The 23,011-nt window shown below is 72.3% G+C and carries 20 protein-coding genes and 1 pseudogene; 12 read left to right on the top strand and 9 right to left on the bottom strand.

Annotated features, from left to right (window positions below; genetic code table 11):
- Positions 1-44: 44 nt before the first annotated feature.
- On the bottom strand, positions 45-890 hold the full coding sequence (locus tag FY030_RS05870; RefSeq protein ID WP_158060689.1) for a UbiA family prenyltransferase: 846 nt from the start codon (positions 888-890) through the stop codon (positions 45-47).
- Between the two features lie 40 nt (positions 891-930).
- Here FY030_RS05870 and FY030_RS05865 point away from each other — a divergent pair, with 40 nt between their 5' ends.
- Genes FY030_RS05865 through FY030_RS05855 form a run of 3 tightly spaced genes read left to right on the top strand, consistent with a single transcriptional unit; the run spans position 931 to position 3,612 of the window.
- Positions 931-2,046: a type III polyketide synthase gene (locus FY030_RS05865; protein ID WP_158060688.1), complete on the top strand. Its 1,116-nt coding sequence runs from the start codon at positions 931-933 to the stop codon at positions 2,044-2,046.
- The gene (locus FY030_RS05860; RefSeq protein ID WP_158062669.1) at positions 2,043-2,561 is read left to right on the top strand and encodes an isoprenylcysteine carboxyl methyltransferase family protein; all 519 of its coding nucleotides are present in this window, start codon (positions 2,043-2,045) and stop codon (positions 2,559-2,561) included. Before FY030_RS05865 ends, FY030_RS05860 begins: the two co-directional genes overlap by 4 nt.
- 1 nt (position 2,562) lies before the next feature.
- Entirely contained in the window at positions 2,563-3,612 is a 1,050-nt protein-coding gene (locus FY030_RS05855) for an NAD(P)/FAD-dependent oxidoreductase (RefSeq protein ID WP_158060687.1), read from the top strand.
- Here the strand turns inward: FY030_RS05855 and FY030_RS17050 are convergent.
- Both FY030_RS17050 and FY030_RS17045 read right to left on the bottom strand, forming a co-directional pair.
- Entirely contained in the window at positions 3,591-4,634 is a 1,044-nt protein-coding gene (locus FY030_RS17050; RefSeq protein WP_202879771.1) for a DEAD/DEAH box helicase, read from the bottom strand. The two genes, FY030_RS05855 and FY030_RS17050, sit on opposite strands and share 22 nt — an antisense overlap.
- Entirely contained in the window at positions 4,631-6,292 is a 1,662-nt protein-coding gene (locus tag FY030_RS17045) for an SNF2-related protein (protein ID WP_202879770.1), read from the bottom strand. Before FY030_RS17045 ends, FY030_RS17050 begins: the two co-directional genes overlap by 4 nt.
- Positions 6,293-6,347: 55 nt before the next feature.
- Here FY030_RS17045 and FY030_RS05845 point away from each other — a divergent pair, with 55 nt between their 5' ends.
- The gene (locus FY030_RS05845) at positions 6,348-7,547 is read left to right on the top strand and encodes a winged helix DNA-binding domain-containing protein (RefSeq protein ID WP_238348575.1); all 1,200 of its coding nucleotides are present in this window, start codon (positions 6,348-6,350) and stop codon (positions 7,545-7,547) included.
- Between the two features lie 37 nt (positions 7,548-7,584).
- On the opposite strand, the gene FY030_RS05840 is transcribed toward FY030_RS05845, so the two are convergent.
- On the bottom strand, positions 7,585-8,046 hold the full coding sequence (locus tag FY030_RS05840; protein WP_202879769.1) for a SixA phosphatase family protein: 462 nt from the start codon (positions 8,044-8,046) through the stop codon (positions 7,585-7,587).
- 158 nt (positions 8,047-8,204) lie between these two features.
- Between FY030_RS05840 and FY030_RS05835 the strand changes: the two genes are divergently transcribed.
- The 3 genes from FY030_RS05835 to FY030_RS05825 are packed head-to-tail and all read left to right on the top strand — an operon-like array spanning position 8,205 to position 10,078.
- Positions 8,205-9,050 (top strand): YeiH family protein, encoded by an 846-nt coding sequence (locus tag FY030_RS05835; protein ID WP_158060685.1) that lies wholly within the window; start codon positions 8,205-8,207, stop codon positions 9,048-9,050.
- Positions 9,050-9,265, top strand: coding sequence for a hypothetical protein (locus tag FY030_RS17040; protein ID WP_192498739.1), 216 nt, complete (start codon positions 9,050-9,052; stop codon positions 9,263-9,265). The genes FY030_RS05835 and FY030_RS17040 overlap by 1 nt, the downstream gene beginning before the upstream one ends.
- A gap of 42 nt (positions 9,266-9,307) precedes the next feature.
- A complete protein-coding gene (locus tag FY030_RS05825) occupies positions 9,308-10,078 on the top strand; it encodes an NAD-dependent epimerase/dehydratase family protein (RefSeq protein WP_158060683.1) in 771 nt (256 codons plus the stop codon).
- A gap of 16 nt (positions 10,079-10,094) precedes the next feature.
- Here the strand turns inward: FY030_RS05825 and FY030_RS05820 are convergent, their stop codons facing one another.
- Positions 10,095-11,273: an acyl-CoA dehydrogenase family protein gene (locus FY030_RS05820; protein ID WP_158060682.1), complete on the bottom strand. Its 1,179-nt coding sequence runs from the start codon at positions 11,271-11,273 to the stop codon at positions 10,095-10,097.
- A gap of 119 nt (positions 11,274-11,392) precedes the next feature.
- On the opposite strand from FY030_RS05820, the gene FY030_RS05815 reads away from it, so the two are divergent.
- Positions 11,393-12,049 carry a TetR/AcrR family transcriptional regulator gene (locus tag FY030_RS05815; protein ID WP_158060681.1) on the top strand — a complete coding sequence of 219 codons (657 nt, stop codon included), beginning with the start codon at positions 11,393-11,395 and terminating at the stop codon, positions 12,047-12,049.
- Positions 12,050-12,089: 40 nt separating this feature from the next.
- On the opposite strand, the gene FY030_RS05810 is transcribed toward FY030_RS05815, so the two are convergent.
- Both FY030_RS05810 and FY030_RS05800 read right to left on the bottom strand, forming a co-directional pair.
- A complete protein-coding gene (locus FY030_RS05810; RefSeq protein ID WP_158060680.1) occupies positions 12,090-13,220 on the bottom strand; it encodes an aminotransferase class V-fold PLP-dependent enzyme in 1,131 nt (376 codons plus the stop codon).
- 56 nt (positions 13,221-13,276) lie between these two features.
- Positions 13,277-14,626 (bottom strand): annotated as a pseudogene (locus FY030_RS05800) (2-hydroxycarboxylate transporter family protein).
- Between the two features lie 172 nt (positions 14,627-14,798).
- Here FY030_RS05800 and FY030_RS05795 point away from each other — a divergent pair.
- Together FY030_RS05795 and FY030_RS05790 are read left to right on the top strand one after the other, a co-directional pair.
- Positions 14,799-16,034: a CaiB/BaiF CoA transferase family protein gene (locus tag FY030_RS05795; RefSeq protein ID WP_158060677.1), complete on the top strand. Its 1,236-nt coding sequence runs from the start codon at positions 14,799-14,801 to the stop codon at positions 16,032-16,034.
- Positions 16,034-16,972, top strand: coding sequence for a beta/alpha barrel domain-containing protein (locus tag FY030_RS05790; RefSeq protein WP_158062667.1), 939 nt, complete (start codon positions 16,034-16,036; stop codon positions 16,970-16,972). Before FY030_RS05795 ends, FY030_RS05790 begins: the two co-directional genes overlap by 1 nt.
- A gap of 65 nt (positions 16,973-17,037) precedes the next feature.
- Here the strand turns inward: FY030_RS05790 and FY030_RS05785 are convergent, their stop codons facing one another.
- The gene (locus tag FY030_RS05785) at positions 17,038-17,715 is read right to left on the bottom strand and encodes a GntR family transcriptional regulator (RefSeq protein WP_192498737.1); all 678 of its coding nucleotides are present in this window, start codon (positions 17,713-17,715) and stop codon (positions 17,038-17,040) included.
- Between the two features lie 149 nt (positions 17,716-17,864).
- On the opposite strand from FY030_RS05785, the gene FY030_RS05780 reads away from it, so the two are divergent.
- Both FY030_RS05780 and FY030_RS05775 read left to right on the top strand, forming a co-directional pair.
- Positions 17,865-19,187: a hypothetical protein gene (locus FY030_RS05780; RefSeq protein ID WP_158060675.1), complete on the top strand. Its 1,323-nt coding sequence runs from the start codon at positions 17,865-17,867 to the stop codon at positions 19,185-19,187.
- Positions 19,188-19,492: 305 nt separating this feature from the next.
- Positions 19,493-20,992 carry a DEAD/DEAH box helicase gene (locus tag FY030_RS05775; RefSeq protein WP_158060674.1) on the top strand — a complete coding sequence of 500 codons (1,500 nt, stop codon included), beginning with the start codon at positions 19,493-19,495 and terminating at the stop codon, positions 20,990-20,992.
- A 111-nt stretch (positions 20,993-21,103) separates the two neighbouring features.
- Here the strand turns inward: FY030_RS05775 and FY030_RS05770 are convergent, their stop codons facing one another.
- Positions 21,104-22,966: a glycoside hydrolase family 15 protein gene (locus FY030_RS05770; RefSeq protein WP_158060673.1), complete on the bottom strand. Its 1,863-nt coding sequence runs from the start codon at positions 22,964-22,966 to the stop codon at positions 21,104-21,106.
- Positions 22,967-23,011 lie beyond the last annotated feature (45 nt).

The raw sequence follows: 23,011 nt of genomic DNA, 5'->3' as shown, positions 1-23,011 counted from the left end.
ATCGCAACCAGGCCACCGCCGGTCCTGTCCAAGCGCGCCGGGGGCTAGCTCACGACCAGGGCGGCCGCCGCAACTATCGCCATCCCCATCGAGGCCAAGAACGGCGCCCGGCCCGGCAGGGTCCAGGCCAGGACGGCCAGCACCGCAGCCAGGGCCAGGGTCAGCAGCCCCGGTGGACCGACCGGCCAGCCGGGCGCTGGGCCCAACACCGCCAGCACCACCCCGGCCAGGAGCAGCAGGGGCGCCAGGCGGCGCACCCGGGCCGCGCCCAGGCGGTGGGGCAGCCCTCGCACCCCCTGTCGCTCGTCCTCGGCCAGGTCCGGGAGCGCGTTCAGCAGGTGCGCCCCCACCCCGAGGAGCGCACCGGCCAGCGTGGCCCACCAGGGGGCGGCAGACGGCCCGCCGGTCTCCGCCCATCCCACAGGGCCGGACCCGCCGGCCCACCAGGCGACCTGCGGCAGGGTGCCGAAGGCGAGGGCGTAGGGCAGCCAGGAGGCCGCGGTGGCCTTCATGCCGAGGTTGTAGGCCACCCCGGAGCCGACCACGAGCAGCAGGTGGAGCCCGCCGGCGACCCAGCCCAGCAGCCACGAGAGCAGCACGGTGGCGACCGCGGCCGCAGTCACCGCCCGGCGCAGCAGCCCGGCCGAGAGCTCACCCCGGACCAGCGGCTTGTCGGTGCGACCGGAGGAGACGTCCCGGTCCCGGTCGACCAGGTCGTTGGACCAGCCGATGACCAGCTGTCCGGTGAGCACCGTCGCGGCGACCGCAGCCACCAGCGCGGGCCCGGCCCCGGCGCTGGTCGCCAGCAGGGTCGCGAGCAGGGTGACCGCCACCGTCGGCCCCGGGTGGCAGGCCCGCGCCAGGGCGCTGGAAGCAGCGGTGGGAGGCATCCACCCAGCCTAGAAGGGGCAGCCTGCCTACGCTGGGGGAATGCCTGCGATCGCTGCCGTCCGCGGAGCGCTGCCCCGCCACCGTTACCCCCAGCACGAGCTGACGGCCACACTCGCTCGCGTCATCGGCCTGGACCCGGTCCGCACCGCCGTGCTGCAGCGGCTGCACGCCAACGCAGGCGTGGCCACCCGGCACCTGGCGTTTCCGCTGGAGGACTACGAGCACCTCACCCTCGACTTCGGCACCGCCAACGACGCCTTCGTGCAGGTCGGGACCGACCTGGCCGAGCGGGCCGTGACCGACGCCCTGGCCGCGGCCAGCCTCCGAGCCCAGGACGTGGACCTGATCGTCTCCACCACGGTGACCGGCATCGCGGTCCCCTCCCTGGACGCGCGGCTGATGGCCCGGCTGCCGTTCCGGCCCGACCTGCGTCGTCTGCCCCTGGCCGGGCTGGGCTGTGTGGGCGGCGCCGCCGGCGTGGCTCGGGTGCGGGAGTGGCTCGCCGGGGAGCCCGACGGGGTCGCGGTGCTGCTGGCCGTCGAGCTGTGCAGCCTGACCCTGCAGCAGGACGACGACTCCACCGCCAATCTGGTCGCCAGCGGTCTTTTCGGCGACGGGGCGGCCGCCGTCGTCATGCTCGGGGACCGGGCCGCCCAGCGGCACGCCCTGCCGGGGGGTGGCGCACCGGTGCAGGTGGTCAGCAGCCGCAGCCGGATGTATGCCGACACCGCCGGGGCGATGGGGTGGGACGTGGGAGCCTCCGGCCTGCGCATCGTGCTCGGCACCGAGGTGCCGGACCTGGTCCGGGAGCACGTGCGGGAGGACGTCGACCAGCACCTGGCCCGGCATGGACTGACCCGCGAGGACATCGGCTGGTGGGTGGCCCACCCCGGCGGGCCCAAGGTGCTGCAGGCGCTGGCCGCGGCGTTGGAGGTGGACGACGAGGCGCTCGGGGTCACCTGGCGCTCGCTGCACCGGATCGGCAACCTCTCCTCGGTCTCGGTCCTGCACGTGCTCGCCGACACCCTGGCCGACCATCCGCCGGCCCCTGGCAGCCACGGTCTGCTCATGGCGATGGGTCCGGGCTTCTGCCTGGAGACGGTGCTGCTGCAGGCCCCGTGGTCGCGGCCGGAGCCGACGAGGGCTGCGGGGTGAGCAGCGAGCAGTGGTTCACGCTGCTGGTCGGGCTGGTAGCCCTGGAGCGGCTCGCCGAGCTGGTCATCTCCACGCGCAACGCCCGGGCTGCGCTGGCCCGTGGCGGAGTGGAGTCGGGCCAGGGACACTACCGGCCGATGGTCCTGCTGCACATCGCGCTCCTGGCGGGTGCGCTGGCCGAGGTGTGGTGGCTGGACCGGCCCTGGGTGCCGGCCCTGGGCTGGAGCATGCTCGCGGCCGTGCTGATCGCCCAGGGGCTGCGCTGGTGGTGCATCCTCGTGCTGGGCCGGGCGTGGAACACGCGCGTCATCGTCGTCCCGGGGGGCGAGCGGGTCGAGCGCGGCCCCTACCGCTGGCTGCCTCACCCGAACTACGTCGCCGTGGTGCTGGAGGGTGTCGCGCTGCCGCTGGTGCACGGGGCCTGGGTCACCGCCGCCGTCTTCACCGTCCTCAACGCCTGGTTGCTGACCGTCCGGATCCGCGTCGAGGACCGGGCACTGCGGCAGCTGACCTGACGTGGACCTACTCGTCGTCGGCGGTGGCCCGGTGGGTCTGGTCGTCGCCCTGCGCGCCGCGGACGCCGGCCTGACGGTCACCGTGCTCGAGCCCCGCCATGGCCCGGTCGACAAGGCATGCGGGGAGGGCCTGATGCCGGCCGCACGGGAGCGGCTCGCGCAGGTGGGCGCCGCGCCGAACGGTCACGACCTGGCCAGCATCGTCTACACCGACGGGCGGCATCGGGTCAGCGCCCCGCTGACCCGGCCTGGGCTCGGCGTCCGGCGCACCGTCCTGCACGCCGCCCTGCTCGAGGCGGCCGACCGGGCAGGGGTGCAGGTCCGGCATACCCGGATGATCGGGATCGAGCCCGGCGACCCACGGGACCACGCCCGGCCGGCCCGGGTCCGCACCTCGGACGGCCAGGAGCGCACGGCGCCCTTCGTGGTGGCTGCCGACGGGCTGCACTCCCCCACCCGCCGGGCCCTGGGGCTGGAGCGGCCGGCCCGGCTCCCACGGCGGTTCGGGCTGCGCGCCCACTACGCCGTGGCGCCGTGGAGCGACGCGGTCGAGGTGCACTGGAGCCGGAACGCAGAGGCCTACGTCACCCCGGTCGCCGACGACCTGGTGGGCGTGGCCCTGCTGTGCCGACCACCGGGCCGCTGGGACCCGACGTGGCGGAGCTTCCCCGAACTGGCCTGGCGACTCGCCGGCAGCGAGCAGACCTCGGCAGTCCGGGGTGCTGGGCCGCTGCGCCAGCGCGTGCGGTCCATGGTCCGGGGCCGGGTGCTGCTGGTGGGTGACGCCGCAGGGTATGTGGATGCTCTCACCGGGGAGGGGTTGACGCTGGGCACCGCCCAGGCCTTCGCCGCCGTAGACGCCGTGCTGGCCGGGTCGCCGGCGCAGTACGCACGTCGGGCCCCTGCCCTGGGGCGCCGGAGCACGCTGCTGACCCGCGGGTTGCTGGCCGTCTCCGGCCAGCCCGCCATCCGCCGGCTCATCGTCCCGGCCGCGGCCCGGGTGCCCGCCGTCTACCGGGGCGCCGTGCATCAGCTCGCGGGCGGGCACTGAGGCTCAGCTGGGACCTGCACTCCGTCGGGGAAGAGCCGCTGCCGCTCGGCCGCCACCACCCGCCGGGCCAGGTCGGTCTCGCTCACGTCGTAGGCCTCCGGCGCGGCTTGGGCGGTCTCGCTGACGCGGGCGAACTGGTGGAAGATCTCACTCTTGCCCGACAGGATCTCCACCATCCGCTCGTCCACGCTGTCCTCGGCGAGCAACCGGTGCACCTGCACCGTCTCCAGCTGGCCCATCCGGCGGGCCCGGGCCACGGCCTGCCACTCAGTCGTGGGCTTGACCTGGGGCTCACACAGGACGACGACGGAGGCGGCCTGGATGTTCAGCCCCACGCCGCCGGCCTGGATCTGGGCGACCAAGGCCGCGCCGCCCTCGGCGCCGGAGAAGTCGTCGACGATCCGCTGCCGCTCGGCGGCTGGCACCGACCCGGTGATCGGGCCGTAGACCGGCCCCGGCAGGGCCTGCGCCACCTGGTCGAGCACGTCGCGGAAGTGGGAGAAGACCAGCAGCCGCCGGCCGTTGTCCTCGGCCTCCACCACCAGCTCGACCAGCCGCTGAAGCTTGGCCGAGCTGCCTCCGGCGGCGAAGGCGGCGCGGCGCATCGCCATGAAGTTGCCCTCGGCGACGGCGTCCCGGTAGGCCGTCTCGTCGGCCGGGGACAGCTCCAGCCACTCATCGACCTCGACCAGCTCGGGCAGCTCCACGAGCACGTCCTCGATGTTGCGGCGCAGGTAGACCGGCGCCACCGCGCGCCGAAAGTCCGCGGCCGAGGGCTCCCCGCCCTCGAGCAGGTCGGGGCGCAGGTAGCCCACGAGCGCCTCGAACTCGGAGCTCCGGTTCTCCAGCGGGGTCCCGGTCAGCAGCACCACGTGCTGTGTCCGCGCCACCAGGGCACCCACGCGCTGCGAGCGCTGGGCGGCGGGGTTCTTGACGTAGTGCGCCTCGTCGACGACGAACCCGTCCAGCTCGAAACCGTCCAGCTCCTGCCACACCAGGCCGAGCGTCTCGTAGGTGGTCACCGCCACCCCTCCGTCCGTCCGCCAGCGGTCCAGTGCTTCCCCCGACGGAGCCCGTGCACCCTGCGAGCGACCAGGTCCGTGCGCTGCCCCACCTCGCGCACCCAGTTGCTCACCACCGCCGCCGGGCACACGACGAGGAACCAGCGGCCGCCCTCTGCCGCGCGGTGGGCCAGCACCGCCAGCGCCTCAATCGTCTTGCCCAGGCCCATCTCGTCGCCGATGAGCACCTTGCGCTGCACGAGCGCGAACCGGGCGGCGAAGCTCTGGTAGCCGCGCAGGGAGACGTGCAGGAGGCTGGTGTCCAGGTCCTGGGCGCGGACGGCCTCGACGACGTCGCCGGGCAGGTCTCCGTAGGTGCCGGTCTCCTCGACCAGGCCCAACTCGGACAGCAGGGCGTAGTAGTCCGCCGGCCGGCGCCGGAAGTCGGCCCACGGATCGTCATCGCCGGCCTGCCGCAGCGCGGCCCGCAGGTCCCTCGCTTGCTCCAGCAGCGGCTGGGCGAGGGCCTGCAGGTCCCCCGCGGTGGGTCCGTCGCTGAGGACCGCCAGATGGCTGTGGGTGGCCCCGTCCAACCGGTCGGCGAACGGCTGCAGGGTCTGGGCCAGCGCCACCAGGTCGGTCGCCTTGGCCGCCTGCCGCACCACCTCCCAGGTATGCAGCGCGGTCAGCAGGCGTGCCGCCTCCGGCGTGCGGTCGTGCGGGTCGATGATGACCGCGGCGTCGTCCTCGGCCAAGCCGCGCAGGGTCCTCGCGGCGCCAAGCATCCGGCGTGCGGTCAGCTCCCCCACGCCGTCGATGCGGTGTAACCGGTGCCCCTGGTCGAGCGCCGCGCCCACCGTGGTGATGCCGGCATCCACAAGGGCACCCACGCGCAGCCGTTCCCGGGTCGCCTCGCGGAGCCGGTCGACCGGCATCTGCGCCAGCAGCCGGGCCGCGGCCGCCGCCCGCACGGCCTCACCCGCGCCGAGAGCGGCCTGCCGGGCCGCCGGCTCCTCGGCGATGACCGGGGCGACCAGGCGGACCGCTGCGGGCAGGGCCGCCAGCTCCCCGACCTGGACCACGGCCTGCCGCCGTGGCGGGGTGGCCCTACGGGCCCCGCCGGGCCCTGCTCGCCCGGCTGGGTCGAGCCTGCCCACCAGCCCCAACGCAGGGGAGAGCGCCTGCTCCAGTGCTACGGGGAACACCGGCTCGCGGGCCTGGGCCTCCATCTGGTCCAGCAGCTGCCCGACCTGCTCACCGCCCCACACGGCATACCCCTCGAGCAGCTTGCGCGCGACCGGCTCGGCCGCCTCGCGCTGCCGCGGCAGGGAGAAGACGCGCCGCAGCCCGCGCAGCACCCGGGTCTGCTCGACCGCCTCGGGCACGTCCTGCGCCAGCTCCCGGACCGCGCTCTCCTGCTCGGGGGTCAGCCGGGTCAGCCCCCCGGCCTGGGCCAGCTGCCCCAACCGGTCGCCGTCCCTCGGACCGAGCGGCAGCACCTGCCAGCGCAGCGCACCCTGGCGCAGGTCCACAGCGGCGGAGAGCAGCTGCTGGCTGGCTGCCGTCGCCTGCGACAGCGTCGACTCCCGGTGGTCGAGCACCTGCCGGGCGCGCGGCGCGAGCCACTCCCCCGCCTCGACCGCCTCGCGCAACCGGGCGCGGTCGATCGGCTCGCTCATGCCGACATCGTGCCAAAGGGCTGCGGCGCGACCGGCCGTCGGCCATGCTGGCCCCGTGAGCACACCTGACCGCCTCGTCACCGACCGGGAGCGCCGGGCGCGCCTGGCCCGACGGCACGCCCTGCATCCGGACCACCGGGTTCGCGACACCCTGGCCGCCACCCGCGCCATGACCGTGCTGCACGCGACCGAGGCCTCCAGCGTCCACCTCGCAGTGCAGGCCCGGACCGATCAGCCGGTCACCGAGGTCGAGCGGGCGCTGTACGAGGAGCGCAGCGTCGTCAAGCAGCTCGCGATGCGGCGCACGCTCTTCGCCTTTCCACGCGACCTGCTGCCTGCCGCCCTGGGCAGCGCCGCGGCCCGGGTGGCCGCCGAACAGCGCCGGTTGGTCGCTCGCGACGTGGAGCAGTACGGCATCGCGCCCGATGGCCAGGCCTGGCTCGAGCAGGCCTGCGCCGCGGTCCTGGACCACCTGGGCAGCACCGGTCCCCGGACCGCCCGGCAGCTGCGCGAGGAGCTGCCCGCGCTCGCCGGGACCGTCACCTACGCCCTGGACAGGAAGTACGGCGGCACGCTGCACATCGCGCCCCGCGTGCTCACCACGCTGGGAGCGGAGGGCCTGATCGTACGTGGCCGGGGCGACGGCCACTGGCGCACCTCCCGCCCCACCTGGACGCTGGGCGCCGAATGGCTCGGCGCACCGGTGACGCCGGCATCCTCGCGGGAGGGGTATGCCGAGTTGGTGCGCCGGTGGCTGCGCACCTTCGGGCCCGGCACCCTGGAGGACGTGCAGTGGTGGCTGGGCTCGACCAAGACCGCCGCGCGCACCGCTCTGGCAGACGTCGATGCCGTCGAGGTGGGGCTGGAGCGGGGCCGGACGGGGTGGCTGCTGCCCGACGACCTGGAGGAGGCGCCCGACGTCGAACCGTGGGCGGCGCTGCTGCCGAGCCTGGACCCGACGACGATGGGGTGGAAGGAGCGGGACTTCTACCTGGACCCGCGGCGCACGGCATACCTCTTCGACAGCAACGGCAACGGCGGCACCACGGCCTGGTGGGACGGCCAGGTGGTCGGAGCCTGGGTGCAGGACCCCGAGGGTGTCGTCCGGGTCGTGCCTGCCCCTGGCGTGGACCTCGGCGCCGACGCCCGCCGCGCGTTGGACGCAACTGCCGGGCGCCTGACCACCTGGCTGGACGGCACCGTCATCTCCAACATCTACAAGTCGGCGTTGATGAAGGGCGAGCGCCTGCCCTGAGCCACCTGCACTGAGCCGCTCGACGGGCCGTGAGGGGTCAGGACGGTGGGCGGCCGTGCGTCACCAGCGTGCCCGGCGAGCGCCAGTCCGGCAGCTCGATGACCGCCAGCGCGGAGGTCTTCATCTCCGGCCGCTGCCCGGTCAGCAGCTCCACCATCTCCTCGCACGCCGGGTTGTGACCGACCAGGACGACCCGGCGCTCCTGGCCCAAAGAGCGCACGAGCGCCAGCAGGTCGAGCCCGTCGAAGGTGTAGGCACCCCGCTCGCTGCGCACCGGGGGCGGCTCGGAGAGCTCGGCCGCGGCCAGTGTCCAGGCAGTGTTGGCCCGCTCGGCCGGCGAGACAAGGGCGAGGTCAAGGGCACCGCCGTGGCGCTCCAGCCACCTCCCGGCCTCGGTCGCCTGGCGACGGCCACGCTCGGTGAGCGGTCGGTCCTGGTCGCTGACGTTGACCGACCAGTCCGACTTCCCGTGCCGCATGAGCACCAGCGTGCGGGTCACCCCACACCGTCCCAGGGCCCGTCCGCCTGCACGCACAACGTTGGCATCTGCTCACCCTACGCAACAAAGTTGGCCCGGCACTCTGGACGGATGCACAATGACGCCCGGACGACGAGCCGAGCGGGCCCCCGACCGCCGGCCCCTGATCGGGAGAGGCTGTGAGTTCGGTGCTGACCCTGCCCAGCCTCCGGCCCGTGCTCGACGCCTGGCCCGCCGTCCTCGCAGCCCTCGCCGCGGTGCTCATCGGCCGCTTGGTCCCCACCGTCAGCCCGCTGCTGTGGGCCATGGTCCTGGGCATCCTGGTGGCGAACAGCCCCATCATGGCGGACCAGGGACGCAAGAGCGTGCAGAAGGCCGCCAAGACCTTGCTGCGCCTCGGCATCGTGGCGTTGGGGGCCCTGCTGTCATGGTCCGCGCTGGCGGCGCTCGGCCTCACCGGCCTCCTGGTCATCGTCGTCACCGTGGTCGCCGTCTTCACCCTCACCTGTCTCATCGGGGACCGGCTCGGTCTCCCCCGGGGCCTGGTGACGCTGACGGCCGCGGGCTTCTCCATCTGCGGGGCGGCGGCGATCGCGGCGGTGGAGGGCAGCATCCGGCGCCGGGACCAGGACGTGGCCCTGGCGCTGGCGATGGTCACCATCTTCGGGACCGTGATGACCTTCACCGTGCCCTTCCTCGGCACCGTGCTGGACCTCGGGCCAGAAGAGGTGGGCATCTGGGTGGGTGCCAGCATCCATGAGGTGGCCCAGGTCGTCGTCGCTGCATCCTTGGTCGGGGGCGCGGCCGGCGTCGCCCTCACCGCGGCCACCACCGTCAAGCTGGGCCGGGTGGCCCTGCTCGTCCTGGCCTACCTGGGCGCGCTGCGCCGCGAGCGGGTCCGCCTGCGTGGCGGGGGCCCGGACGACAGTCACCAGGACACCGGTGACCAGCCCGGCCGTCGGGGGGCACCTCACCTGTGCGGCTGCGCGCCTTCGTCCCGTGGTTCCTCGTCGGCTTCGTGCTGATGGCGCTTGCCCGCTCCGTCGGTCTGCTCCCGCAGGCCGCGCTCGACCCCATCACGAGCTTGGGCACCTTCCTGCTGGCCGCCGGGATGTTCGGTCTGGGGCTGGACATCCGGGTCAGCACGCTGTTCCCCCTGCCGCTGGCGGTGGTGGGCCTGTCGGCCATCTCGACCGGCATCGCCCTGGTCGTCCCCCTCTGCCTGCTCCTGCTCCTGTAGCCCGCGCTCGCGGCCCCCGTGCTGCTGGCGCAGACTGGAGCGATGTCACGACGTGTCCTCATCACAGGTGCCACCGGAGAGATCGGGCTGCTGCTCGCCGAGCGACTCCGCGACGACTACGAGCTGGTCCAGCACGGGCGCACCCCGCGCACCCAGGAGCAGGAGGAGCAGCTGCAGGAGGCCGACCTGGAGGACTATGAGCAGGTCAGGGCGCTGATGGACGGGGTCGACACCGTGCTGCACCTGGCTGGCTCAGCCTCACCGGATTCCGCCTGGGAGGACGTGCTCGGCGCAAACATCATCGGCCTGCGCAATGTGCTGGAGGCGGCCCGCGAGCACGGGGTGCGCCGCGTGGTGTTCGCCTCCAGCAACCACGCGATGGGCATGTACGACCGTCATGAGCAGTGGCCGGTCTACCCCCACCACCTGCCCCGCGGCGACTCCCTCTACGGCGTCTCCAAGGCCTTCGGCGAGATCCTGGGCAGGTACTACCACGACCAGCACGGTCTGGACTTCATCGCGCTGCGCATCGGGTGGATGTCCGGCGACCCGACCCTCGTCGACGAGGACGTGCTGCGCGCGATGTGGCTGAGCCAGGACGACACCGAGCAGGTCTTCCGCCGGGCGATCGAAGCCGAAGTTACCTTCGGGCTCTACTACGCCATCTCCGACAACCCCAACCGGCGCTGGGACCTGACCAACACGATGCTCGACCTCGGCTACCGCCCGCGGGACTCTTGGACCGAGTTCGAGCCGGAGGACATCGTCGAGGGCGGGGCCGCGGTGCGCGACAACTGGCCCGAGGACTCCTGAGCCGTCGGGACCACCGTCAGCGGAAGGCGGAGTGCCCGGTCAGTGCCTGGCCGATGATCAGCTGGTGCACCTCGGAGGTGCCCTCGTAGGTCAGCACCGACTCCAGGTTGTTGGCGTGCCGCAGGACCGGGTGCTCCAGGGTGATGCCCGCAGCCCCCATGATGGCGCGGCACTCGCGGGCGATCTTGATGGCCTCGCGGACGTTGTTGAGCTTGCCCAGGGAGATCTGGTCTGGGACCAGCGTGCCCTCGTCCTTCAGCCGCCCCAGGTGCAGCGCCAGCAGCATCGCCTTGCCCAGCTCCAGACCCATGTCGGCGAGCTTGGCCTGGGTGAGCTGGTAGGCGGCCAGTGGCTTGTCGAAGATGTCCCGCTCCTGGGCGTAGCGGATCGTCGCCTCCAGGCTGTCGCGGGCGGCCCCCACCGCGCCGAAGACGATGCCGAAGCGTGCCTCGTTCAGGCAGGACAGGGGGCCCTTGAGGCCGCGGACCTCGGGGAGGACCGCGCCGGCGGGCACCCGCACCCCGTCCAGGACCAGCTCGCTGGTGATCGACGCGCGCAGCGAGAGCTTGCGATGGATCTCGGGCGCGGAGAAGCCCGGGGTGCCGGTCGGGACGACGAAGCCCCGGACACCCTCGTCGGTCTGTGCCCAGACCACGGCCACGTCGGCGACCGAGCCGTTGGTGATCCACATCTTGTTGCCGGTGAGCACCCAGTCGTCACCGTCACGCACGGCGCGGGTCCGCATACCTCCCGGGTTGGAGCCGAAGTCGGGCTCGGTCAGGCCGAAGCAGCCGATCGCCTCGCCGGCCGCCATCCGCGGCAGCCACTCCTGCTTCTGCTCCTCCGAGCCCCACCGCCAGATCGCGAACATCGCCAGCGAGCCTTGGACGCTGACCAGCGAGCGGATGCCGGAGTCGCCGGCCTCCAGCTCCAGACAGGCCAGCCCGTATGCGGTCGCGCTGGTCCCGGCGCAGCCGTACCCCTCCAGGTGCATCCCCAGCAGCCCCAACGAGCCAAGCTCAGGGGCGAGCTCGCGGACCGGCACGTGTCCGGCCTCGTACCACTGCGCCAGGTGCGGCTTGATCCGCTGGGTCACCAGCTCCTGGACGGTCCGCTGGATGTCCCGATCCTCCTCGTCCACGAGCTGGTCGATGGCGAACAGGTCCAGCGGGGCAACAGCTGTCTTCGGTGCCATGGCTACTCCCGGGTCGGCCTCACCTAACATTGTTCGGCAGCCTACCGAACAGTGTTAGGCTCCGGCAAACCGTCGCCCTTCTACGCACCTTCTACTCAGCGTCCAGACAGGAGAGCACGATGGCCAGGTCCCGCACCCCCGCGCTGACCCGGGGCCGGATCCGCGACGCCGCGCTGGCGCTCATCGACGAGGACGGCCTGGGCGCGGTGACGATGCGTCGGCTGGCCGAGCAGCTCGGCGTGCAGGCCGCCTCGCTGTACGGCCACTTCCCCACCAAGGACGACGTCCTGGACGCGGTGGCGAACCTCCTGGTGGCCGACGTCGACACCTCCGGGTTCGAGCGCGGCTGGCGCGAAGGCCTGCTGACCTGGGGGCGCTCCTACCGTGCGGCGCTGATGGCGCACCCCGGCGCGGTACCGCTCATCGCCTCCGGCACCCAGCGCAGGGAGACCTTCCTCGCCATGGCTGACGCCGTCCACGGCGGGCTGCTGGCCTCGGGCTGGGCGCCGCGTCGGGCCACGGAGATCTCGGGGATGGTCAAGTACCTCGTCATCGGCTCGGCCTCCACCCCGTTCGCGTCCGGCTTCGCCGACGACGTCCAGGTCTACCTCAACCGCTATCCGCACCTGACCCAGGGCGCGCACCGGCTCCGGTCGGAGGCGACGCGCATCGACGAGGACAGCTTCGAGCTCGGACTGAGGTGCCTGATCCGTGGCCTGGAGCCAGGACCCGAAGGAGACCTGACGCGACCGTCCAGACCGCTCACGGACGCCTGACCGGCACCAGCTGGCCGAGTTCTGTGCAGCGTCGGGCGAGTCAGCGGCTGAGCTGGTCCAACGCCCTCTTGAGCCGGGCCACCGTCGCGTCGACGTCGTCCAGCTTGTCCAGACCGAACAGCCCGAGCCGGACCGTCGACCAGCCCTCGCGCTCGCCGCAGAAGAGCGGCACCCCGGCCGCGACCTGCAGCCCCAGGGGTTTGAACGCCGCCCCGGACTGGATTTCTGGGTCCTCGGTGTGGACGACCACGACGGTGGGTGCGGCGTACTCCGGCGCGGCCACCGAGGCGAAACCGCGCTCCGCCAGCAGCGCCCGTACGCGGCCACCGAGATCCTCCTGGGCCTTGCGCAGCGGCTCCAGGCCGCGCTCCACCGTCTCGCGGGCGACCTCGGCGTTGCGGGCGATGGCGTCGGTGGGCAGGGTGGCGCGGTATGGGGTGGCGCCGGTGACATAGGCGTCGCTGACGTCCAGCCAGGCCCGCAGGTCGAGGGCGAAGCTGGTGGAGGTGCCGGCCTCCACGGCAGCCCGGCCACGCTCCCGCAGCAACACGTAGCCGGTGGCGGGGGTCCCGCTCCAGCCCTTCTGCGGCGCGCTGACCAGCACGTCGACGCCCAGGGTCTCCATGTCCACCCACAACGGCCCGGAGGCGACGCAGTCCAGCACGAAGATGCCGCCGGCCTCGTGCGTGGCATCGGCCACGGCTCGGAGGTAGTCGTCGGGCAGCAGGATGCCCGAGGCGGTCTCAACGTGCGGTGCGAAGACGACGGCCGGGCGGGTCCGCTCGATGGCCGCCACGACCTCCTCGATAGGGGCGGGGGCCCACGCGGCCTGCGGCGCGTCGTCCACGGGGGCGGCCTTCAGCACGGTCACGTCCTGGGTGATCGCACCGGCCTCCAGGATCTGGGACCAGCGGTAGGAGAACAGCCCGTTGCGCAGGACCAGCACCGGCTTGCCGGTGGCTACCTGCCTCGCGACCGACTCCATCGCGTAGGAGCCACCACCGGGCACAAGCGCGACCGAGGAGGCGGAGTAGGTCGTGCGCAGGTCCTCCAGGAGGCTCTGCATGCTGCTCACGAAGCGGGCGGACATGTGGTTCAGCGAGCGGTCGGTGAAGACGACCGAGAACTCCACCAGGCCGTCAGGGTCGATGTCAGGATGCGGCAGTTGCATACCCACAGGCTTTCATGAACTGCCGGCACCGGCGGGGCGGGCAGCTCCTCCGGGCTCTAGAGCAGGATCGGGGCCAGGACAGACAGCGTCAACAGCACCAGGCCGCCACCGATCCGTGAGGAGATGGACAGGAACGGCAGCAGGTTGAGCCGTTGTGAGGCCTGCAGCACGGCCAGATCACCGCTGGAGCCGAAGTCCGCCAGCCCCAGACCGGCCGAGACGGCCGACTCGATGAAGTGGAGGCGGACCAGCCAGCCGACGACCCCTGCGAGGACGATCGCGAGCAGGACCGCAGCCAGGGTCATCAGCAGGTAGCCCGGGTCGGACAGCAGTGTCAGCACCTCGGAGATGTTGATGGCCACCACGCTGAGCGAGACCAGGATCGCCGGGATCATCGAGTTGGCGACGAAGACCTACCAGAGGTCCGCGCCCTCCTCGACGTAGCCGGGCAACGGGGCGAAGATCTTCAGCGCCGCACAGATGAGGATGAGGAAGACATAGGCGTGCAGCTGCGGCAGGAGCGAGCTCAGGTAGTTGGCGACCACGAACAGGATGCCGGCGAGGATGAAGCCGGTGATCGCGGACCTGATCGCGACCTCGGTGGGGACCTTGCGGCTCTTGGACTCCTCAAGACCCACCTCGACCCCCCGGGCCAGCGCGCCGTTGCCGTTGAAGCCCGGGTAACGGTCCCCCACCTTCTTGCCCCAGGCGTTCATCCCGCCGGCGGCGATGATGCAGAAGATGTTCGCCACGGCCACGGCGGGCACCAGCGCGGTGAGGTAGATGCCCGGGTCGCCGCCGCTCTGGCCGGCGATGATCTCCGAGATCGGAATCGCGCCGGCGGCCACTCCGCCGCCCAGGACGGGACCGACGATGAAGAAGATGGTGTAACCGGCGCCCATGCCGACCAGCTCGCCGATCAGCCCGAGAATGAGGAAGCAGCCTGCGATGACGGCCACGATCGGCGCGATGATCCGCGACCCGGCCTTGATCAGCATGGTGCGCGGCATCCCCAGGATGCTGCCGGTGATCAGGCCCGCGACGACGAACTCACCAAATCCGGAGGTGCTGTAGAAGCTGGAGATGAGTGTCTCCAGGTTCTGCGGGAACAGCCCGAGATACTGGACGACCGCCGGGACGAGGATGCACAGGATCACGCCCCCACCGATGAAGTTGAACCCGGGGATCTTGCTGCCCACCCACATCAGCACGCCGCCCATGGTCATCGCGACCGCAAAGGCGGCCGTCATCCCCGTCCCCTCGGGCGAGAGGGTTGTGGTGACCAGCACCACGACCGTCAGCGCGATGAACGCCGGCGCAGGCAGACCCAGGATGCCCCGGGATGCCGACGCTGCCTCGACGGGCTCGCCCTGCACGGGCTGCCCGCTCTGGTCAGTGGACTTCATCGTTCCTCCTGCTGACGCTGCAACGCTGCTATGTATACGCCCCAGTTCCGCTTCGGCCCTGATAACCGGAGACATCGGATATGTATACTCCGGTTGTATACAACGTGCAACCTCACCTCAGGGCAGCATGTCGCACGTCAGCGAGACGAACCAGGAGATCAGGAGACAGTGCATGGAGCAGGACGAGGCGACCACGGAGCCGGGAGAGACGTCGGTGGGTGGACCGCTGGAGGGGGTGCGCGTGGTCGAGATGGGCCAGCTCATCGCCGGGCCGTTCTGCGGCCAGGTGCTGGGTGACCTCGGCGCCGAGGTGATCAAGATCGAGGAGCCGCGCACCGGTGACCCGATGCGGCAGTGGGGACAGGCGAGGGTCGAGGGAGACTCGCTGTGGTGGTCGGTCCTCGGCCGCAACAAGAAGTCGGTCGCGCTCGACCTGCGCGACGAGCGGGGGCAGGAACTGGCCCGGCAGCTCATCGCCACCGCGGATATCGTCATCGAGAACTTCCGTCCCGGCTCGCTGGAGAAGTGGGGACTGAACTACGACACGCTGGGCGCGGACAACCCCGGCCTGATCATGGTCCGGGTCTCCGGCTTCGGCCAGACCGGCCCCTACGCCACCCGCCCGGGGTACGGCTCAATCGGTGAGGCGATGGGCGGACTGCGGCACGTCGTCGGGGACCCCGCCCAGCCTCCCGCCCGCGTCGGCATCTCCATCGGCGACAGCCTTGCCGGCATGTTCGCCGCTCTCGGCGCGCTGGCCGCCCTGCACGAGCGCACCCGCAGCGGCCGGGGTCAGGTCGTGGACGCCTCGATCTACGAGTCGGTGCTGGGCGTGATGGAGGCCCTGGTGCCGGACTGGACGGTGGGCGGGGTGCAGCGGGAGCGCACCGGGGCGATCCTGCCCAAGATCGCCCCCAGCAACGTCTACCCCACCGCAGATGGGCAGTGGGTCATCGTCGCCGCCAACCAGGACACGGTCTTCCGGCGGCTGGCCCAGGCCATGGGTGAGCCCGGGCTTGCTGACCAGGAGCGGTTCAGCACGCACGCCGCCCGGGGCGAGCTCCAGGCCGAGCTGGACGAGATCGTGGCCCGGTTCACCCTGCGGCATACCGCCCAGGAGCTGATTGACCTGCTCAACGAGCACGCCGTCCCGGTCGGCAAGACTTTCCGCGTCGCGGACATGCTGGTCGACCCCCAGTTCCAGGCACGGGAGTCCATCGTGGAGGTGGAGCGGCCCGACCAGGGCAGCATCCACATGCAGAACGCCTTCCCCCGGCTCAGCCGCACCGACTCGCGGATCCGCTGGACCGGCCCAACGCTGGGCCGCCACACCGATGAGGTGCTGCAGCAGGCCGGCGTCGCTGCGGACCGGCTGCCCGGGCTGCGCGAGGACGGGGTCATCCGGTGATGTGGGGTCTGCCGGAGTCCGCGCGGGTCGTCGAGGTCGGCCTTCGGGACGGTCTGCAGGCGGTGGCCGAGCCTCTGCCGCTGGACACCAAGCTGGGGATCGTCGAGGACCTGATTGACGCCGGCGTGCGGGAGATCGAGGTGTGCTCCTTCGCCCACCCCAAGGTCCTGCCGCAGCTGGCCGACGCCGAGGAGCTGCTGGCGCGGGTGCCGCGGGACCCGCAGGTCCGCTACCGGGGCCTGGCTCCCAACCTGCGTGGCGCCCAGCGGGCGGCCGAGTGTGAGCTCGACGAGATCACCGTCGTGATCCCGGCCGAGGACGGCATGGCCTTGAAGAACCAGGGCAGACGGACCGAGGAGTTGCTGGCCGACCTTCCCGCGATCGGCGAGGTGGCCCGGGGCGCCGGCCAGGAGCTGGTGGTGGCCGTGGCCTGCGCCTTCTTCTCACCCAGCTACGGGGAGGTCTCCCGGGAGAGCCGGCACCGGGTCGTCGCGGCCGCCGTGGAGGCTGGGGCGACCGGGGTCTACCTGGCCACCACCACCGGCCAGGAGCACCCGCGGGAGCTGTATGACGGGATCCGCGCTGCCCAGCGGGCCTTCCCTGGCCTGTCCGTCGGCGCGCACCTGCACAACCGTAACGGCTTCGCGCCGGCCAACGCCCTGGCCGCGCTCTCAGCAGGTGCGGACTGGCTGGAGACCTCCTTCGCGGGGCTCGGCGGCGACATGTGGTTCCCCGGCGACCCGACGGTGCTGGGCAACATGTCCACCGAGGACCTTGTCCATCTGCTGGCCGGGATGGGGATCCGCACCGGGATCGACCTGGAGAAGGTCCGGGCGATCGCCGAACGGGTGTATGCCGTGACCGGCTTCCCGCGCAGCTCGTTCGTCTCGCGCGGCGGCACACGGGCCGACCTGGCAGCCGCCGAGTGGCCGGACTAGGGACCGGCTGGCGGCTCGAGAACGGGGTCGGCCGAAAGGCACCCCGAACCCGGGCGGCCGGTTGATCAGGACAGCTCGGTAACCCCCCTCGCCTCCGCCTGCAGGTAGGCGCTGCGGCCGGCCAGGATGTGGGTGCGCATGCACGCCTCGGCCCAGTCGGGGTCACTGGCCTCCACGGCGGCGATGAGTTCGTCGTGATGGTTCATGCTGCGCTGCATCGCCTCGGGCGTGTAGCGGCTGAAGGTGCGGATCACCGCTGCGGGGACCACGACCGACTGCAGGGAGAGCACCAGGTGCCGGTTGCCACTGCCCCGCACCAGGATCCGGTGGAAGCGATCGTTGAGCTTGCCCACCTCGGAGTACTCGACCTCGGGTGCCGCCACCAGCTCACGCATCCGCCGGGACAGGTCTTTGAGCTCGTCGACCTGGTCGGCCGCCAACCGCGGCACGGCCAGTCGGCAGGCCTCGCTCTCGAGCTTGGCGCGCAGGTCGAAGAGCGACAAGGCGTCGTCGGTGGAGAAGTCGAGGACCTCCGCGCCCCGGTTTGGCGACAGCCGCACGACCCCCTGCGCCGCGAGCCTGCTCAGCGCGGCGCGCACCGGTGTCCTGCTCACCGACGCCAGCTCGGCTACCGTCTGTTCAGGGATGCGGTCCCCGCCCACCAGGTCGCCGCGCACGATGAGGTCGAGCACGGCGCGGTAGGCACGGTCGGTCGAGTCCATCCGAGCCAGGGCTTCCGGCACGGCATGCCTCCTTCGCCGGCGGTGATGCGGGCCGACCCACACCTGATCCCCCGCAAAATACCCGACGCGTCGAGGGACACCACCGGGGGGTCCTCGACACCCTGCCGACGCCATGCAGACACGGCCCTCCCGCTGGCTAGGCTCGTCCGGTGAGCGTCTCCGAGAACCGTCCGGGTCAGGCCGACGGCACGGACCTTCCGACCGAGCCCGCGGCCGGCCCTCTGGGCTGGCTGGAGCTGACCGTGGAGCTCATGCGGGACCGCTCGCACTCCTCCTGGATGCTGCTGCACGACGAGGAGCTGCTCGAGACCGTCCGCGGCAGGGGCCTGGTGGCCGCGTACCTGCCGGGTGAGGTGCTGGCCACCCCCGACGTGGTCCAGCTGCGGCTCGCGGTCTCCCCCGAGGGAAGGGTCGCGGTCGCGCCGGACGGGGGCCCGCCGCAGCCCGGTGAGCGGGTGGAGGAGTTCGTCCCGGCATTGCTGGACGAGCTGCGGACGGTCGCCTTCATCCCGCCGGAGGACAAGGTGGGGCCGCCCTGGCTGCCGGTCGACGAGATCGTCGCGGAGGCCAAGACCCCGGGCCAGGACAGCCGCGTCGTCTACTGCTACCGCGGCGACGACGTCGTCGCGGCCACCGCATTCGCTCGCGACCTGGAGACGCCGATGACGGTCTATCGCCAGGACGGCTGGGTAGTGGCCGCCACCGGTCACGGACCGAGCAGGTTGCTCGCGGCCCCGCCGCACCGGCTGACCGGCGCCTACCCCTTCGCCGTGGTGGGCCGGCGGGGCTCCAGCCGGGAGTTCGCTTTTGTCGAGCGGCCCAAGGACAAGGGGCTGAGCGTGCACGCGGAATGGACCCCCCACCTGCGGCCCGTCGTCGCCGAGGGCGCACACCCCGACACCGTCGAGTTGGCCGAGTGGCTCGCCGGGCCCCGCGCCTGGGAGGCCCGCGCCCGCTCCAGCGGTCGGCTGGAGCCACTCTCCGAGCCCAACCTTCCGGACGGGATGACGGCCGAGCAGCACCTGACCATCGAACGGTGGATGGCTGAGCCCACCGACGCCTCCGGCTTCCTGGCCGAGACGGCCGCCAGATTCGGGGTCCCCGGGATCGCAGCGCGCCTGGCAGAGGCCCGTCCCGGCGACCCCGACCCGGGGAGCGGCAAGGTGGTCGAGCCTTCCCGCGGGATGCGCTTCGTCGCCGACTCCCTCGCCGAGCAGGACACCGAGCCGACCGGTCGGCTCCCCTGGATGGTCCTGGAGCGCGCGCTGTGGCGTCGTCCCGTGCTGGGCATGCTGCTGGGTGTGGGCGAGCTCGTGGTGGCGTTGGTGCTCGGCGGGCTCCTCGTCGCCGGCCTGCTTGCCGGCTGGTGGGTCTGGGTGCTCGCGGTGGTCTTCGCCCTGGGTGGGTTGGCCCACCTGGTGCCCGCCATCTTCCGCTGGCGGACCCGGCGAGGACAGACGGAACCAGGCTGAGGCGGACGACGAGCAGACGCCGAGCAGACGACGAGCAGACGACGAGCACCGCCGACGTGGCCGGGATCGGACCGGGCGACCGGCGGCGGGCATGACCGGGCCGGACATCTGTGCTGGCCCGGGCGTCTGTGCTGGTAGACTGGGTGATAGCGCCCCGCACCGTCTCACCTCGGGGCGCTCGATCATGACCGGCCACTCCGCGCCGTCGCACGGCATCACTGCCGGCGGGCCCGGGCCGACAAGGTCGCGCTCCCCACGGGGCCCGCGCGCCGGGTGAGACCCCGCAACGTCTCGAAAGATCTTCTGTGCCCCATAGCTTCGCCGACCTCGGCGTGCCCGCCCTGCTGACCGACGTCCTCGCCCGGCAGGACATCACCGTCCCCACCCCCATCCAGGCCGCGACCCTGCCGGACTCCCTGGCCGGCCGCGACGTCCTCGGTCGGGGCCGCACCGGCTCGGGCAAGACCTTCGCCTTCCTGCTGCCGATCGTCACCCGGCTGCTCAAGGACCCGGGGGCTGCCCGTCGCCGTGGTCGTGCCCCCCGCGCCTTGATCCTCGCGCCGACCCGCGAGCTGGCCCGCCAGATCGACGACGCGCTGTCCGCGCTGGCCCAGGCCGCCAGCCTGACCTCACTGACCGTCTTCGGCGGCGTCAACCAGAACCCGCAGGTGCGCGCCCTCCAGGCCGGCGTCGACGTTCTGGTCGCCACCCCGGGCCGGCTGGAGGACCTCATCGGTCAGGGGCACATCGACCTGGGCCAGATCGAGGTCACCGTGCTGGACGAGGCCGACCACATGTCCGACCTGGGCTTCCTGCCCGTCGTCAAGCGGCTGCTGGACCGGACCCCTCGTGGCAGCCAGCGGATGCTCTTCTCCGCGACCTTGGACAAGGCCGTGGACGTGGTGGCCAAGCGCTACCTGCACCAGCCGGTGACCCACCACGCCGACTCCGCCCAGTCGCCCGTGGCCAAGATGGACCACCACGTGCTGCACATCGGCACCGACGACCGGCTCAGTGTGCTCACCGACCTGGGTTCGGCGCCCGGCCGCACCGTGGTCTTCACCCGCACCAAGCACGGCGCGAAGAAGCTGGCCAAGCAGCTCAACGCCGCCGGGGTCCGCGCCGTCGAGCTGCACGGCAACCTCGCGCAGAACGCCCGTGTGCGCAACCTCGACGCCTTCCAGTCCGGCGCCGCCACCACGCTGGTCGCGACCGACATCGCCGCCCGGGGCATCCACGTCGATGACGTCACCCTCGTCGTGCACGCCGACCCGCCGGTCGAGCACAAGGCCTACCTGCACCGTTCGGGCCGCACCGCCCGGGCCGGTGCGGCGGGCACCGTGGTCACCCTGATGACCGACGCGCAGGTCTCCGACGTGCGCTCCCTGACCCGGGCTGCGGGCATCAAGCCGACGATCACCCGGGCCGGGACCGGTCACCCGGTCCTGAAGCAGCTCGCGCCGGGTGAGCGGGTCCTGGTGCCTGGCGGTATGCCGAAGACGGAGACTGTGGGCGCGTCGACCGGTTCGGGCCGGTCAGGCGGCGGTGGCCGATCGGGCGGCGCGCAGCGCTCCGGCGGCCAGGGCAGAAACGCCGGCGGCGGTCAGCGTTCCAGCGGCGCCCGGCGTTCCGGGAGCCCCGAGGCTCAGCGTGCCGGTGGTCAGGGTGGCCGCGGCACCGGCGGGCAGCGTTCCGGCGGTGGCCAGGGCGGTCGCCGCTCCGGCGGATCGGCTCGCGGCAGCCAGCGTTCCAGCGGGTCCGTCGTCACCTTCTCCACATCCTCCTCCGGCCGCGGACGCGGCTGAACTGGCCTCGTCCGGCCGCCGGCGCGGCTGAGCTGGCCTCGTCCGGCCGCCGGCGCGGCTGAGCTGGCCTCGTCCGGCCGCCGGCGCGGCTGAGCCGCCCTCGGGCGGTCGTCAGCCGCCGGCTTCCCGGGGCTCGGCGGCCGCCAGCGCGTCGGCGGCACGGATGAGGCTGAGGTGGCTGAAGGCCTGCGGGAAGTTACCAGCCAGCCGGCCGCTGTCCGGGTCGTACTCCTCCGACATCAGGCCCAGGTCGTTGGCATAACCGCAGAGCTGGTCCATCAGCGCGCGCGCATTCTCGACCCGGCCGGACAGGGCATACTGCTCGACCAGCCAGAAGCAGCAGATGAGGAAGGGGTACTCCCCACCCTCAAGCCCGTCCATGCCGGCCTCGGTGCGGTAGCGGTGCACGAGCCCGTGCTCGTCCACCAGGTCCTGCTCGATCGCGGCGACCGTGCCCACCATCCGCTCGTCGTCGTAGGCCACGAAACCGGTGTGCGGCAGCTGGAGAAGAGAGGCGTCCACCTCCCGGCCGTCATAGGTCTGCAGGAAGGTCCGGCGCTCCTCGTCGTAACCCTCGCGCAGGATCTCTTCCTGCAACCGGTCGCGCAGCCCTCGCCAGCGTTGGGCGTCGCCGTCCAGACCGTGCTCCTCGACAGCCCGGATGCCCTCGTTGAACGCGGCCCACATCATGACCCGGCCGTGAGTGAAGTGGTGCGGTTCACCGCGCATCTCCCAGATGCCGTGGTCCTTGCGCTCCAGGTTGGCCTCGCAGTAGGCCAGCAGGTTGCGCTGCAGCCCCCAGCTGTACTCATCCTCACGCACCCCGTGGTCCCGCAACTTGGCCAGGGCGAGCATCACCTCGCCGGGCACGTCCGCCTGGTACTGCTCGGCGGCCCCGTTGCCGATCCGCACCGGCCGGGAGGCCTCGTAGCCGGCCAGATGGTCCAGCTCCTTTTCGTCCAGCTCGCGCTCGCCGCCCAAGCCGTACATGATCCGCAGCCGCTCGATGTCACCAGCCACCGCGCGCAGCAGCCAGTCCCGCCACAGCTGGGCCCCGTCGGTAAAGCCGTGGTCGATCATCACCTCGATGGTCAGCGCCGCGTCCCGCAGCCAGGTGTAGCGGTAGTCCCAGTTGCGACTCCCGCCGAACTTCTCCGGCAGCGAGGTCGTGGGCGCGGCGACGATGCCCCCGGTCTGGCCGTGGGTCAGCGCCCGGAGCACGAGCAGGGACCGCGCGACCATGTCGGCGTGCTCGCCCTCCACCTCGATGCGCTGCGCCCAGTCGTGCCAGAACGCCCGGGTCCGCTCCAGCGACTCGGTGAGCGCCACCGGCTCCGGCTGGTCCTCCCAGGAGGAGAACCAGGTCAGGTCCCAGGCCAGCTGCTCCCCCGCCGACAGCGGGAAGCGGCCGCCCAGGCGGGGTGCCGGGCCGCCCCCGGACGTGTCCGGTCCGTGCGGCTGCGTGCCCTCCTCGTGCTCGTCGGGCCCGTTGTGCGGGTGTAGGCAGGGCCCGGTCAGCAGCAGAGCATCCGGGCCAGCCAGGCAGGACAACTGCGCCCGCCCGTCCTTGGCGTCGTCCAGCCGACGGAACCACGGCGTGGCGCGGGCGTAGCTGAACCGGATCCGCAGGTCGTGCTCGACCTCGACCTCGCCCTCCAGGCACTCGACCATCCGGACCAGGTCACCGTGGTCGTCGGCTGGCGGCAGGAAGTCCAGCACCCGCGCCCGGCCGGAAGGGCCACGCCATACCGTCTCCAGGACGAAGGTGGACGGCTCGTAGCGGCGGCTCTCCACCTCCCCGTCGACCACGTGCATCAGCCACCGGCCGTCGTCCGGATCGCCCAGGATGGCCGAGAACGCCGCCGGGCTGTCGAAACGGGGCAGGCACAGCCAGTCGATGCTGCCCTGCCGTGAGACCAACGGTCCCGTGCGCAGGTCGGACAGCAGGGCGTAGTCCTCCAGGGGGGTACTCATGCACTCCATCGTGTCAGCCGTGTTCCATCGGGTCTCGGCTACCCC

It is taken from the genome of Ornithinimicrobium pratense, assembly GCF_008843165.1.
Classification (GTDB): Bacteria; Actinomycetota; Actinomycetes; order Actinomycetales; family Dermatophilaceae; genus Ornithinicoccus; species Ornithinicoccus pratensis.
This window is presented reverse-complemented; position numbering and strand designations above follow the sequence as displayed.